Origin of the sequence: Aquisphaera insulae (assembly GCF_011064615.1) — a bacterium.
GTDB classification, from domain to species: domain Bacteria; phylum Planctomycetota; class Planctomycetia; order Isosphaerales; family Isosphaeraceae; genus Aquisphaera; species Aquisphaera insulae.
The window spans coordinates 14,705-28,110 of sequence record NZ_JAALJH010000051.1; the positions used below are offsets into that span (position 1 = coordinate 14,705).

A 13,406-nucleotide genomic window follows, 5' to 3' on the forward strand; every position below is an offset into this window, starting at 1 on the left:
CCGGCAGATTATCCCCACCTGGCTTCCCTGCCGTCTCATGTCCTGGCATCCAGGATGCATATGTACCTAATGATCGACCCCACTCCCGGATCCCACCCCAACCACCACCCCCGTGTTGGGTGGAAAGGTGGCCGAGGTTGACGCAAGGCGTTCTTTGGCAGTTGGTGATGCAAAGAGTGTCCCTCCGTATCCCCAGACTCGGACCATCACCCTCCAGGAACCATTCACCGAGTCCCAGTAGAGCCCCAAGACCTGCGTCATGAAGAGATTGGCGGGATCGGACGAAGAGAAGGGGCCATCGTTAGAGACCGGCAAGGTCGGTGGCGACTCGTCCGGGATGAGGCTGACGATCTGGAGGGTGATGCTGGTTTGCTTCGGGTCGAGGATATCCACTTCATCTGGCACCGGGACCGAGAAGTCGATGTGGTCCCAGCCGGGGGCAAATTTGGGCACCTTGCGATACGTATATCCTGTCGTAGAGCTGCTGCTGTGACTGACGCCCCGCAGCTCGTCCGGTATCGGTTCCCCCGTCAAGGAGAGCTCGACGTTGAGTCCGGCCGGACCACCCGAGTTCTTGACCCGAAAATCCAGGTAGTTGAGGCCCTGCATGAGACCTTCGGTAATCCTGAAGGTCGAGCCGACGGTGTAGTTGGTGGCCGCATCGCCGTCCAGCGATTGGTCCGTGTCGCTGCAATTGAGGACCACGGTCGCGTTGTTGTCGACCCCCCAGATGACCACTTTCAGGATCACTGTTTCGGGATCATACTCGGTCAGGTCGAAGGTGAGTCGAAACGTATAGGATTCGCCCACCTCCCCGGCAGTGCCGCTCGCATCGAGCCAGATCCACCGGGAATGCTCGGTCTGGAAGTAGGTTTCCGATTTCTGGTCCGTGAGGACATAGGCGTTCTGCGGATGGACGATGTGGGGGCCGGAGACCTTCCAATGGGGATCGACGGAACCGGGAGCCAGGGGTGCGCCCGCGGCATCAACTCCGGTGCTGGATATGGGGATCTGCGTCATGGTCGAAGACCTCTCTCGGGAGTGGGGAATGACCATCCCTGGGGACACGCAATCCGTGGAGGCGACCCCCTCGATGGGATCCAAGGCCGGGTGCCTCACCCGTCGGACCACCGGCGGGAGGACGTTACGAGGGGGCCGCGGGGCGATACTTCGCGGCCTGGTCGGGCTTGCCCCATGCGTCATGGAGCCGGATGGGAACGGAATCGGGACACGAGCTCTCGCCAACCCTCAGCCAGGCTCCGGTTCAGGCGATGTCGCATTTGTCGTCCCTGCCGCCCCCCGAGTCCACGACAACCACCACGCCGGAGTTGGGCGGCCAGGCTGCCCGGTCTCGCGATTCGACGGATCGATCGTCCGAGGGGAGGGCATGGTCATGACCCCAGACCCGCACCATCACGTTCCACGGGCAGCCCGGGGAATTCTGGTAGAGCCCGAGCACCTGAGTCATGAAGCGATAGACCGGCGAAGGGCATTCCAGCGGCCCCCAGGAGGACGTCGGCAAGCGGGGCTGCTCGGCGTCGTCCAGATTGACGACCTCGACCGTGATCGCGGCCGTCGCCGGGGAATTCAGCTCGAAGTTGGCCGGGAGCGGGATCGTCACGTCAGAGTGGGCGCAGCCCTCGTTCGGTTTCTCGACCCTTTTCATCGCGAACGCGGCAGTTCCCCCGCGGAGCACCCGATGGACCGTCGGGATGTCGTCCCTGAGCTTCTCCGTCGCCGAGAAATGCACGTTCAGGCCGGCCGGGCCCCCCGAATTCACGACCACGAAATCGAGCGTGTTTCGGCCCGGAAGGAATCCGCTCTTGAGCTTGAAGCTCGAAGGGCTGGTGAAATTCGTCTGGGCATTGCCGCCCAGTGACTTCCCGGTGGGCTGTCCATTGAGCAGGACGGAGCCATTGTTATCAACGCCCCATTCGCTGACATTCAGGACCGTGGCGCAATAGCCGGACCTGGACAGCTCAAACTCGAGCCGGAAGACATAGGGAACGCTCGTTTCGCCGGCGGTGCCGGCCGAATCCAGCCAGATCCAGCGAGAGCCGTTCGACGCGAAATAGGTGTTCGGCGGATTCGAGAGGACGACGGCCCGCTTCGCGTGGAAGCCGGGCGGACCGAGCACGATCCTCCAGTGAGGATCAGGGGCACCGCCGGCCAGCGGATTGCCCTGGTCATCGACTCCCGTGCTGAGGATTTTCTTCGCCATGGTTGTGGATCTCATTCAGGAGTGTGGAGCGACCTTTTCGACAAACAGGAAGTCAGACGACGCAACGGCAAGGATGGCCTGCCGGCCCCGGAGTGCCTCACGCTCAGCCGCCGGCACGAAGATCGTCATGGTGGGGCCGCGGGGCGATACTTCGCGGCCTGGTCGGGCTTGCCCCATTCGTCGTAGAGCCGGACGAGTCGCCGCCGCGCCTGCTCGACCCGAAGTCGGACCGCGTCGGGGGCTCGGGAGAGGATCCCGTAGCTGTGGACCAGGATCGGCTCGGCTTCCGAGTATCTCTTGAGGGCGAGGAACGACTCGCCGTGGAGACTCTCGGAGTTCGCCAGTCGCCAGTCCTGTTCCGGGAGCGCGCTCCGCCTCGCCTGGACGGCCTCGCCCAGGACCGGCTCCGCCCTGGCGGGCTCGCCGGCGCCGAGGAGGGCCGAGCCGTAGAAGGTCAGGACGCGACCGATCTCGGATGCGGCGCGACGGGCGTCCTCCTCGGCGGCGGGGCCGTCTCCCTGGCCGGCGGCGGAGAGCCGGGTCCGGTAGACGTCCAGGGCCGTGGCCAGCAGGGGGACCGCCTCCGACGCCTTCCCCAGCTCGATCAGGGATTCTCCGAGCTGGACCTTGGCCGCCGCCGTATCGGAATGGTCGCCGCCGACCGTGGACTCGCGGGCGAGGAGGATCTTCCGGAAGATCGCCTCGGCCCCGGCCCAGTCCATGCGACGGACCAGCACGCTCGCCAGCGTGTTGAGGTTGGCCAGGACCTCCGGATGGTCGTCCGGCAGCACCCGGGCCTGGGCGGCCAGGGCGGCCCGGATGGTCCGCTCGGCGTCGTCGAACCTGTTCTGCCTGAACTGGAGGGCGGCGAGGTTGGTCTGGATCCGGAGCGTGTCCGGATGCCCTATCCCGGCGTTCCTGCGGCTCGCCTCCAGGGCCTCCGTGAGGACCGACTCGGCGTCGCCCAGCTTGGACTGGAGGATCAGGTTCCCGCCCAGGGCATTGAGCGCCGCCAGCAGGCGGGGGTGATCGGGACGGAGCCGTCGGCGGAGCGATTCGACGACCCGTCGGTGGAGCGGCTCCGCCAGGGCGGCGCCGCCGCGCTGCTGGATCACCAGGGCCAGGCCGCTCACGACGCCGAGCGTGCCGTCGTCCTCGGCCCCCCGCACCAGCTCGTTCTGCGACAGTTGCCGCCGGTACGAGGCCTCGGCCTCCTCGAGCCGACCCCGGGCGTGGAGCCACTCCGCCTCCGCCGCCAGAGCGTCGAGGGTCGAGGGGTGGCTGGGGCCGAGGACGGCGGTGAGCCTCTCGGCCGAGTGGGTCGCCAGCGGACCGGCCTCGTCCAGCCGGCCCAGGGCGGTCAGCAGCGAGGCGAGCTCCGCCTCCGTGCCGAGCCGCGTGCTGTCGTCCGCCCCGAGGAACTCCTGGCGGAGCCGCAGGCAGCGGCGGAGATGCGGCTCCGCCTTGTCGAATCGTCCCAGCGCGCGGTACGTGCTGCCGACCGCCTCGCGGATCCCGGCCTCCACCGCGGGCGGGCCCTCGAACGAGGTCTCGAGCTTGGTGGCGGCCTGGTCGAAGAGCTCCTCCACCGTCATCTGCCGGCGGTACGCGTAGTCGAGCGGCTGCTTGTAGCCGAGGAAGGTCTGCCGGAAGAACGCGTCGATCGATCGATTCGTCCACCGCTCGCCCTCGGCCTGGCGCCACTGCCAGAAGACCGCGACGGAGCCCAAGAGCAGCGAGGCGGCAAGCAACCCGGCGAGCGTCGCCTGCGCCGGACGGCGGCGACACCAGAGGAAAAGGCGGACGGCCGGGCCGGCGGGCCGCGCCTCGACGGGCTCGCCGCGGAGCCAGCGCCTCAGGTCCGCGGCCAGGGCGGCCGCCGAGGCGTAGCGGCGACGAGGCTCCTTCTCGAGGCATTTCAGGCAGACGTTCTCGAGCCGCCCGTCGATCCGGGGGTTGAGCCGCGAGGGAGGCTCCGGGGCGACATCGCGGACGCGGCGGAGCAGGTCCGCGGTCGAGTCGCCCTGGTGGGGCGGCCGGCCGGTGATCATGGCATAGAGGATCGCGCCCAGCCCGTAGACGTCGGCCGCGGTCGTCACCGCCTCGCGGAGGCCGGAAGCCTGCTCGGGCGACATGTACGCCGGGGTGCCCAGGATCGCCCCGTCCTGGGTCAGCCCCGGCTCCACGTCGAGCCGCCTGGCCAGGCCGAAGTCGCTCACGTGGGGACGGCCTTCCGCGTCCAGCAGGACATTCCCCGGCTTCAGGTCGCGGTGGAGGATGCCCCGTTCATGGGCGTGCTGCACCGCATCGGCCACGGCCGCCAGCGTCTCCGCGGCGTCCCGGAGGTCGTCGACATAGCCCTCCAGGTGGTCGGCCAGGCTCCCCCCCGCGACCAGGGGCATGGTGAAATAGCGCTGGCCGGCATGCTGGCCGAACTCGAGGACCGGCAGCAGATTCGGGTGATCGAGCCGGGAGACCACCTCGACCTCGTTCCGGAAGCGGCGGAGATCGGCCGTCCCGGCCAGTCGATCGGCCCGGATCATCTTGAGGGCGACCTGCCGATCCAGGCTGACCTGCCGGGCCCGGTAGACGATGCCCATGCCCCCCCGACCCAGCACCTCGATGAGGATGAAGTCGCCGAAGTAGCGGACGCGTGAACCGTCGGGGAACGCGGGATCGGGCTCGGCCGCGGACGGATCCTCCGCCTCGGGTGGATCGTCCACCTCGGTCGTCATCGGGTCGGGCTCATCGTCCCCCCTGACGGCCGTCGTCCCCAGATCGCTCCCGGAGATCGTCTCCGCGGGCTCCGGCGCCCTGTCCGCGCCCCTGGACCGTCGGGCGAGGCGCCTGAGCCGCGCCTGCGCGATGAAGAAGGCCGACAGCTCCTGGGCGAACTCCGGATGCCCGGCAATCAGGTCTTCGGCCGCGGGAGGTTGGCCGCGATCCTCCGCGGCCAGGTAGTCCGCGATGATCCCGTCCAGCCGAGCCTCGCGGCCCGCGGAATCCTCGGCTTCGGAAGACGACATGAGCATCGCCCCTCGTGATGGGTCGGCCTGGATCCGCCGTCCGGTTCACCCTTCAACCGACCAGCCCCGCCTCAGGTCGGCGAGCCCCCGCTTGATCAGCCCCGCCACGGCCGCCGGGGTGCGCCCCATCAGCTCCGCGATCTCGGCGAGCGACTTGCCCTCGAAGTGTCTCAGCGTCAGCGCCAGGCGATTCGCCTGGGGCAGGCGGGCGAGCGCGTCCGCGAGCTCGCGCTCCGATTCGTTCCTCTCCGCCCGCCGGGAGGGTGACGTCTGATCGGCGGCCAGGAAGGACGCGATCCTCGAGGACGACTCGGCGAGCGCCCGCTCCAGCGAGACCTCTCGTCTCGTGTCGCGCTTGGCCCGCCGCCGCTCCCGCTGCGCGTCCATCAGATTGCAGGCCAGCAATCGGCGCAGCCAGGCCACCATCTCGGCCTCGGTCCCGCCTCGGAATCCGGCGAGGCCGCGATGGGCGTCCAGGAGCGTCTGCTGGACGACGTCGGAGGGGTCGATCCGCCCCCCACCGCCGCCCAGATGGGCGTCGGCCAGGATCCGCAGGTAATTGCGGAAGAGCGCCGGATCGGGCCGCGAGAGCTGGTTCGGTTCCGCCACGATCGTCCTCCTTTCGGGAGATTAGCCGACAATCGGCCCGATCCTGGGCGCGCGAATTCCTCGCGAGTGCTCAGGGACGCCACCAGTCCTACACTAACCGCAACGGCCCGAGTTGATTTCTGTTCCGGGGCATACTCTACGAGATATTTGGGTCGAAATCCACGAGCCAGGCGATGACAGACGAGGGGGCCTAACCAAACCTCCGGGTAAGGCTGGAAAACTGGGATATTGTTCGATAAAGTCTAAACCATAACCAGCCCGAAGGGCGCGCCGAAGGCCGCCGAGCTGTTCGCGTCATGCCATCAAGGGCGCCAGATCGACGACAGATACGCATCGCGACGGCGATTTTTCGCAAGAGCGGCGGCGAGGACATCTTCTTCGGCCTCAGAACTCGGTCCGATCGAGGCCGGGGAGGCGGACCGTGAATTCGGAACCCTGACCCGGCCCGTCGCTCCGGGCGTCCAGGCCGCCCCCGTGCATCTCGATCAGGGTCTTGGCCAGGGTCAGGCCGATCCCGAGCCCCCCATCGGATCGCGCGAGCGTCCGCTCGCCCTGCGCGAACAGCTCGAACATCGCGTCGATCCGGTCGGGGGGGATCCCCACGCCGTTGTCGCGGATCGAGATGACGATGTCCCGCCCGACCGCGCCTCCGTGGAGCCGGATCTTGCCCCGTTCCGGCGTGAACTTGGAGGCGTTCGAGAGCAGATTGACGATGACCTGTTCCAGCCGCACCGGGTCGGCGAAGACCGGTGACGGGCGGGGCGGCGCGATCACTTCCAGGGTCTGCCCCCGCTCCTCGACGAGCGGCCTGACGGCCTGGGCCGCCTTCATGACGCACTCGACGACGTCGACCTCCGTCCGCTGGAGCGAGACCTTCCCCAGGGTGAGCCGGGACGCGTCGAGGAGGTCGTCGACGAGACGCGTGAGGTGATTGGTCTGGCGGTCGAGGACGTCGGTCGCCCATTCGCGATCGGCCGGATCGAGGCTGGCCCGCAGCAGCCCCGCCGCGCTGGCGATCGCTCCGAGCGGGTTCCTGAGCTCGTGTCCGAGCATCGCCAGGAATTCGTCCTTGCGGCGATTGGCCAGGGCCAGGGCGTCCTTGGCCTCCTGGAGCGCGGTGATGTCCACGACGACCCCCACGACCCCCTGGGGCGTGCCGGCCTCATCCCTCACGGGCATGGCATTGAGCAGCGTGCTGAGGCAGCTCCCGTCGGCCCGCACCACCTGGTAGATCTCCCCCAGGACGTCCCCCTCCTCCCGGGCGGCTCGAAGCAGCGGTGCCCCCGGCGGATCCACCTCGATCCCATGCCGGAAGATGCGGAAGGGAGGGACCTCGGCGCGTTCGTAGGCGCGAACGACATCCTCGCCCGGCTCGATCCCGAGCATCTCCGCCATCGCCCGGTTGCATGTCACGCTCAGGCATTCGGAGTCCTCGGCGACGAGGATCCCGACGGGCGCGGTGTCCAGCACCGTCTGGAGCTGCCGGACTCGACGCGTGAGCTGGAGGTTGAGCTGGCCGATCTCCTCGAGGCGTTGCACCCGCTCGCTCAGGTCGCGGAGCACGATCACCCGCGCGGAGACGACGCCGCGGTCATCGGCGACCGGCGTGCACGTCGCCTCCACCTTGAGGCGATGGCCGCCGCGACGGATCAGGACGCGCTCGGTAGGGCTCGGCGAGAACGGCCGGCACTGGTCGCAGTGCTCCAGTCCGCAACTCTTGCCCGGCTCGGGCGCGTGACCATGGACCTCCAGGATTTCCGCGATGGGGTGGCCGATGGCCTCGTGGCGGGCCCAGCCGGAAAGCTCCGTCGCGGCCCGGTTCAGGAGGATCACGTCCCCCGCCTCGTCCGTGATCACGACCGCTTCGGAGAGGGTCGCCAGCAAGGCCGGCAGCCAGGCAGGGATACCGCCCACCGGGATCGGCCCCGCCGAGGTCTCCCGGGCCGACGGGATCTCCGCGCCGTGGGTGTACGCGTCGGGGGGCGGAATCAACGATGTCTGCCTTTCTGAATTTCCATCGGGGATCAACCTCGTCCCTCGGTCGGTCCGCGGCCGCCGCCCGTGCCTCCGAGATCGCCTCGTCAGCCCGCCGACGACCTCCCCTTGTTGCCTGAGGCGCCGTCCTCCCAGCCCAGGAAGCGGAGGATCCCGGCGACCGGTTCGAGCCCCGTGAAGTAGACGGAATCCCCGACCCAGGGGCCGAACTCGCGTCGATGCCCGATCGCCAGGCAGGTGAGCCCCGCCTCCCGGGCCGACGCCAGGCCCGAAGGAGAATCCTCGAACGCCGCGGCCTGCGTGGGCTTGATGCCGAGCTGTCGGACCGCGAGCGCATAGCCTTCCGGATCCGGCTTGGCCGACTGGACATCCTCCTTCGACACGATGACGTCGAATGCGTCGGCGAGCCCGGCGGACTCCAGGACGACCTCGACGTTCTCTCGCGACGTTCCGGTCACGACCCCGGTCTTCGCCCGCCCCTTGAGTCGGCCGATGAGCTCGTGGACCCCGGCGTAGACGCGGGGAGAATTCCGGAGCAGGACCCTGGTCAGTGCGGCCTTTCGCCCCAGCCAGCCTTCGAGGTCCGCATCCTCGATCCCGGCTTCCGCGAAGAGGGTCCGGAGGAATTCTCGGTCGTCCACCTCCGCGGCGCGGGCCGCGATCGCGTCGGGGACCATCCATCCGAGCGCGGCGAGCGTCCGCTGCCAGGCCGCGACGTGATGGTTTTCCGTGTCCGCGATCACCCCGTCGAAGTCGAAGAGTACGGCAAGCGGCGGCATTTTGACCCTTCTGCAAGTGCAGGCCCCGCCCCCGGGGCGTGGCGACGACACCTGATTATACCAAAGGTCCCGCCCCGGCCACGGGGGTTGCAATCGGACCGCTCAGGCGGACGTCCCGGGTCGTGGCGAGCGGCCCGCCAAATCCTTGACAACGCTTAAGTTACGCCCTAATGTTGCGGATTCCAGGCCGCATCGCCGCGGTGGCGTGCGGGTCCGCCCCGAGGCGGGCGCCGGGGATCCGGAGGGCCGATCGGCCGAACCGGATTCGGACCTGGCGCGGTCCGCACGACGATCGATTTCGAGAGACCAGCAAACCCGGGAGATCGCACCATGTCACGTCCCGTGACCCTCTTCACCGGCCAGTGGGCCGACCTGCCCCTCGAGGAGATCTGCAAGAAGGCCAGCCAGTGGGGCTATGACGGCATCGAGCTGCCGTGCTGGGGCGATCACTTCAACGTGCAGAAGGCCCTCAGCGACGAGTCCTACTGCAAGGGCCGCCACGACCTCCTGGGCAAGTACGGGCTCAAGGTCTGGGCGATCTCCAATCACCTGGTCGGACAGGCCGTCTGCGACCTCATCGATGAGCGGCACAAGCTGATCCTCCCCGAGCACGTCTGGGGCGACGGCAAGCCCGAGGGCGTCCGCCAGCGGGCCGCGAAGGAGATGATGGACACCGCCCGCGCCGCCCAGAAGCTGGGGGTCAAGGTGGCCAACGGCTTCACCGGCTCCTCCATCTGGCACCTCCTCTATTCGTTCCCGCCCGTCTCCGATGCCATGATCGAAGCCGGCTTCAAGGACCTGGCCGACCGCTGGAACCCGATCCTCGACGTGTTCAAGGAGTGCGGCGTCCGGTTCGGCCTGGAGGTCCATCCGACCGAGATCGCCTTCGACCTCTACTCCGCCGAGATGGCCCTCAAGGCCCTGAACCATCGCCCCGAATTCGGCTTCAATTTCGACCCCAGCCACCTCCTCTGGCAGATGGTGGACTCGGTCGAGTTCATCCGCGCCTTCCCCGACCGGATCTACCACGTCCACGTCAAGGACGCCGCCCGGACCCTCAACGGCAAGAGCGGCATCCTCGGCTCGCACATCAACTTCGGCGACCCCCGCCGGGGCTGGGACTTCCGCTCGCCCGGCCGCGGCCAGGTCGACTTCGACGCGATCGCCCGCACGCTCAATGAGATCGGCTACGCCGGGCCCCTCTCCGTCGAGTGGGAAGACCCCGGCATGGACCGCGAGTACGGCGCCGCCGAGGCCGCCCGCTTCGTCAAGGAGCGGATGGGCTTCAAGTCCGCCGGCCGCCTCTTCGATTCCGCGTTCGCCGAGGGGCAGGCGAAGAAGTGAGAGCGCCGGCAGCGTCCCCGGCGTGAAGGCTTGCACTCCCCGGCTTCCGATGAAGCCGGGGAGGCTGTTCACGGGTTGGACGTCTCGAGCGACGACACTCGTTGCGATCCCCGCCTCACTCTGGTCCAACCTGGACCCTTGGCGATCCGGCGGGATAATAGGCAAATCCTGCGATCGGGTAGATGCACTGCGGACTGCGTTCTTTGGAGGACATGCCGATGCCGACGAAGGACGAAGAAGCGGCCACCCTGGCCAGGAAGCATTATGACATCGATCTTGGGCTGATCCAGGTCTTTCGAGTACTCGCCACTCCGGAGCTGGAAGCCCTTTCCTCGGAGCCGATCAAGCTGCTGGAAGTCAATGACCTGACCTCCGCCTCCGGCATCCTCCCCATCGGCTTCGGACCGGCACCAGGAATCGGTATTCACCATCCCACGATTATCATTGAGGTGACGCCCGAGGAATTTGACCAGATTCTGACGCAGGAACTGGCTCTTCCAAATGGTTGGCAGATCGGAAAGTTGATACCCCGAGAGACGGCCGCACCATGCCCCTGACACTGTCCGAGGCCTGGGCCGACGCATTTGCCCGTCAGGCCGATGCGGACCTCCGAGGGTGGGAACTGTATGGATTGCATCCGAAGGCCGTCGCTTCGGATTGTCACCGATTGCTGATGCTTCAGATGGCTAGCGAGAAGCTGTGCAAGTCCCACCTGATCCGGGGCGGAAGCCCCCCGGAGTCGGTTCAATCGACGCACGGTTATATCAGGAAAACACTTCCGATCATCCTCGAACGACTGCTGGATGCGTCGGGTACGCGGTCGCCGAAATATCGGAACATCCTGACGTGCTTCCGACATCTTGCCATCGAGATCGAGCTTCTCAGCCCCGCCATGAGGCGAGACGGCAGGCGACCCGACAACTGCGAATATCCCTGGGAAGCGGATGGCCGGGTCGTTTCACCCCTGGACTGGACATTCCATCCCCTCCTGCTCTTGCAAGCCCCGGCCGGCGTCCTCTTCATCAAGCTGCTGAGAGAGGCGATCACCCATTCCCTCGCTGTCACCCGTCAGGAGCCCTGACCTGAGCGAGCTAAATCGACCGGTTCATTCCCCTCGCGGCCGCCTCGGCAAGATCTGAGTCTCCCTGGCCTGCTTGCGGGCCAAGAGGTAAGCCCCGATCGCGGGGTAGATTATCCCGGGGCCGAGGAGAAGCGTCGTCAGGACCACGGGAAACGCCCCCGGGCTCCAGGCGTGCAAGCGACTTGCCCAGTCCGATCCAAGGATCGTCCGGGGAGAGTGCGTCAGCAGGCGGATCCAGAACAAGTAGTACGCAATGACCGGTCCGAAGGTGATGGCGATGTCCGCAAACATCGAGGCCAGGGCACGGGGAACGCTCACTGAGGGGCGAGAGGGGATGTCGAAATGCTCGCGGAGGATCGCCTCAACCCCGGCCCGGGCAGCCTCGCGACGCTCGCTGGGGATACTGTCCCACATCAGGAAGAAACGGAACCGACCTGGTCCCTGGAACGAGTAACCTGCCCGGCTCGGGATGATGCGCCGGATGTCGCCCCATTCACAACTTCGCCGACCGAAGGGCCCGTCGAACGTCAATCCACGCTCATCGACGGTCCTGGACGCTGGCAGGCAGCCCAGCCAGACGATGCCGGCGACGAAGGAAACAAGGACACCGCAGATAGCCGTTACGCTGTATTCACCACGTGCCCTGGGACCGGGTGTCCCCATGACGAGATCCTGGAAGGGCAAGGCCACAGCCCCGAGGAGTCCAACCGCCATCAAGGCCGCCAGCACAAGGCGAGCGATGGCGCTCACCCGGTCGACATTCAGCCTGACGACGATCGGCAACGGTTCGGGAGCGGGGTGCGAATCGTCTTTCACGGATATCATCGTGGTAGGAACCGCACGAAAGGCGGCTTCATGGTGGGGGATCGGTGCGGAGCCGGGAGCACGAGGTCGAGACGCAAGCAAGCAGCCCCGCGGCATCCCCCGCTTCGAGATTCTCTTCGCCGAAGCGACTGACTTATTCCCCTCAGGCCTGGCGGATTGGCATCGAACTCTGGATGCCGGTCTTGCAGGCACGTAGAATTCGGCTCTGGGCAAGGTGTCAACGAATCGGGAGACAAGGCCATGTCGGGCCCCATCGTCCGCCGCTACGGCTTCCCTAACTTCGAGAAGATCTTCGGCGAACGGCCGCTCACTCATGGGAAGGATGAGGAGGCCGCGGAGGGCAAGTCGGACGGGGGTGAATCCAGCACGACGCGACCCGCGAAGCAGCCCGCGGTTGGAACCGTGGAAGAAAAGACGAAGAAGGACGCCTGAGGCGAACGGCCGCCGCAAGGACCAGGGCTCACCCGGCCGCTACGAGGCCCGACCCTTCCGCCCGAATGCCGTTTTCGTTTCGTCTTCTCGGTGCCTCCGTGCCTCCGTGGTTAGCCCCTCCCCGGCTTGATCCCCGCGGCCGGCGGAGGCGGGACGGGCTTCGTCTGTCCCGGCCGGTTGAAGTGCGGCGGCGGCACGGTGTTCTTCCTCGGCGGTGAGAGGGCCTCGTTGAGGACCTCGGAGAGGCGGACGCCCGCCCGCGCCAGCCGCTCGGTGACGATCGGGAGGTTGGCGTCCTCGTAGTCGCGACCGATCCGCGAGCCGCTGCGGAGCGTGTTGCTGGTGCCGGGGACGCGGTAGGCCAGCCGCGCCGCCTCGAGGCTCTCGTTGATCCAGTCCTCGACGTCCCCCTTCGTCCAGTCCTGGGCCTCGGGCCGCCTGGCCAGGTCGAAGAGGGCGTCGGCGATGTCCCGCTCGCCGCGGTATCCCTCGCGGAGGAGGCCGGAATCCCAGACCTGGTGGAGGTTCGTGAAATCGTCGCGGAAGAAGCTGAGTTGCACGTTGTTCCCGCCGCGGTCGCGGTTGTCTCCGACATGCATCGGCTGGTGGGCATCCTCGACCAGATGCACCACGTATCGCAGGGCCATCTGCCGGCGTGGCCGGGGCGCCTTCGGGTCGGCGAGGATCTTGCGGAACTCCTCGAGCCGCGAGACGACGCAGTTGCCGCGGCAATCCGAGGGCGTGTACCGCCGGGCCGTGATGGGGACGTTCACGAAGTGCCAGCTCGCGCTGCCGGGGATGTCGCGGCTGTTCTCGTCCGCCCAGGTGGAGGCGTCGACCAGCGACTCGCCGGGCTCGAGCAGCGAGCGGACGGCCGCGCGGGCCTCGGGAGTCAGCCGCGACTCCGCCACTCGCGTCGCCGCCCGGTGCGCATTGCGACCCCAGCCGTAACCGACGCGAGGTGAGCCAAACCCGAGTGTCAGGGCCGCGGCCGCGGCCCAGATCGTCCAGCCCGGCGGCTTCCTCCGGCCCGCGGGGGGGCCCCCGCCCGTCGACCTTCGCTTCATCAACGCACCCTCATTCCAGGACTCCGT

The 13,406-nt window shown here is 67.6% G+C and carries 12 protein-coding genes; 4 read left to right on the plus strand and 8 right to left on the minus strand.

What is annotated here, in order from left to right; all coding sequences use genetic code 11:
- Positions 1-66 precede the first annotated feature (66 nt).
- From G6O54_RS23450 to G6O54_RS23475, 6 genes are all read right to left on the minus strand, one after another.
- Positions 67-1,020: a hypothetical protein gene (locus G6O54_RS23450; protein WP_165228654.1), complete on the minus strand. Its 954-nt coding sequence runs from the start codon at positions 1,018-1,020 to the stop codon at positions 67-69.
- A 244-nt stretch (positions 1,021-1,264) separates the two neighbouring features.
- Positions 1,265-2,221: a hypothetical protein gene (locus G6O54_RS23455; RefSeq protein WP_165228656.1), complete on the minus strand. Its 957-nt coding sequence runs from the start codon at positions 2,219-2,221 to the stop codon at positions 1,265-1,267.
- Positions 2,222-2,346: 125 nt separating this feature from the next.
- Complete coding sequence (locus tag G6O54_RS23460; protein WP_165228658.1) at positions 2,347-5,247, minus strand: serine/threonine-protein kinase; 2,901 nt, start codon at positions 5,245-5,247, stop codon at positions 2,347-2,349.
- Positions 5,248-5,292: 45 nt separating this feature from the next.
- A complete protein-coding gene (locus G6O54_RS23465; RefSeq protein WP_165228660.1) occupies positions 5,293-5,856 on the minus strand; it encodes a sigma-70 family RNA polymerase sigma factor in 564 nt (187 codons plus the stop codon).
- 384 nt (positions 5,857-6,240) lie between these two features.
- Positions 6,241-7,848, minus strand: a complete 1,608-nt coding sequence (locus tag G6O54_RS23470; RefSeq protein WP_165228662.1) for a sensor histidine kinase — start codon at positions 7,846-7,848, stop codon at positions 6,241-6,243.
- Between the two features lie 89 nt (positions 7,849-7,937).
- Positions 7,938-8,630 carry an HAD family hydrolase gene (locus G6O54_RS23475; protein WP_165228664.1) on the minus strand — a complete coding sequence of 231 codons (693 nt, stop codon included), beginning with the start codon at positions 8,628-8,630 and terminating at the stop codon, positions 7,938-7,940.
- A 330-nt stretch (positions 8,631-8,960) separates the two neighbouring features.
- On the opposite strand from G6O54_RS23475, the gene G6O54_RS23480 reads away from it, so the two are divergent.
- The 3 genes from G6O54_RS23480 to G6O54_RS23490 all read left to right on the plus strand — a co-directional run bounded on the left by G6O54_RS23480 (position 8,961) and on the right by G6O54_RS23490 (position 11,055).
- Positions 8,961-9,974: a sugar phosphate isomerase/epimerase family protein gene (locus tag G6O54_RS23480; protein WP_165228666.1), complete on the plus strand. Its 1,014-nt coding sequence runs from the start codon at positions 8,961-8,963 to the stop codon at positions 9,972-9,974.
- Between the two features lie 218 nt (positions 9,975-10,192).
- Positions 10,193-10,531, plus strand: coding sequence for a hypothetical protein (locus G6O54_RS23485; protein WP_165228668.1), 339 nt, complete (start codon positions 10,193-10,195; stop codon positions 10,529-10,531).
- A gap of 125 nt (positions 10,532-10,656) precedes the next feature.
- Positions 10,657-11,055, plus strand: coding sequence for a hypothetical protein (locus G6O54_RS23490; RefSeq protein ID WP_165228670.1), 399 nt, complete (start codon positions 10,657-10,659; stop codon positions 11,053-11,055).
- Positions 11,056-11,079: 24 nt separating this feature from the next.
- On the opposite strand, the gene G6O54_RS23495 is transcribed toward G6O54_RS23490, so the two are convergent.
- A complete protein-coding gene (locus tag G6O54_RS23495; protein WP_165228672.1) occupies positions 11,080-11,838 on the minus strand; it encodes a hypothetical protein in 759 nt (252 codons plus the stop codon).
- Positions 11,839-12,120: 282 nt separating this feature from the next.
- Between G6O54_RS23495 and G6O54_RS23500 the strand changes: the two genes are divergently transcribed.
- A complete protein-coding gene (locus G6O54_RS23500) occupies positions 12,121-12,312 on the plus strand; it encodes a hypothetical protein (RefSeq protein WP_165228638.1) in 192 nt (63 codons plus the stop codon).
- A 110-nt stretch (positions 12,313-12,422) separates the two neighbouring features.
- On the opposite strand, the gene G6O54_RS23505 is transcribed toward G6O54_RS23500, so the two are convergent.
- Positions 12,423-13,379 carry a S1/P1 nuclease gene (locus G6O54_RS23505; RefSeq protein WP_165228674.1) on the minus strand — a complete coding sequence of 319 codons (957 nt, stop codon included), beginning with the start codon at positions 13,377-13,379 and terminating at the stop codon, positions 12,423-12,425.
- Positions 13,380-13,406 lie beyond the last annotated feature (27 nt).

Bases quoted from the DNA above. Each gene is read 5' to 3' on its own strand.
- G6O54_RS23450 (WP_165228654.1), bottom strand. From the start codon at position 1,020: ATGACGCAGATCCCCATATCCAGCACCGGAGTTGATGCCGCGGGCGCA.
- G6O54_RS23485 (WP_165228668.1), top strand. From the start codon at position 10,193: ATGCCGACGAAGGACGAAGAAGCGGCCACCCTGGCCAGGAAGCATTAT.
- G6O54_RS23505 (WP_165228674.1), bottom strand. From the start codon at position 13,379: ATGAAGCGAAGGTCGACGGGCGGGGGCCCCCCCGCGGGCCGGAGGAAG.
- G6O54_RS23455 (WP_165228656.1), bottom strand. From the start codon at position 2,221: ATGGCGAAGAAAATCCTCAGCACGGGAGTCGATGACCAGGGCAATCCG.
- G6O54_RS23480 (WP_165228666.1), top strand. From the start codon at position 8,961: ATGTCACGTCCCGTGACCCTCTTCACCGGCCAGTGGGCCGACCTGCCC.
- G6O54_RS23460 (WP_165228658.1), bottom strand. From the start codon at position 5,247: ATGTCGTCTTCCGAAGCCGAGGATTCCGCGGGCCGCGAGGCTCGGCTG.
- G6O54_RS23500 (WP_165228638.1), top strand. From the start codon at position 12,121: ATGTCGGGCCCCATCGTCCGCCGCTACGGCTTCCCTAACTTCGAGAAG.
- G6O54_RS23475 (WP_165228664.1), bottom strand. From the start codon at position 8,630: ATGCCGCCGCTTGCCGTACTCTTCGACTTCGACGGGGTGATCGCGGAC.
- G6O54_RS23490 (WP_165228670.1), top strand. From the start codon at position 10,657: ATGGCTAGCGAGAAGCTGTGCAAGTCCCACCTGATCCGGGGCGGAAGC.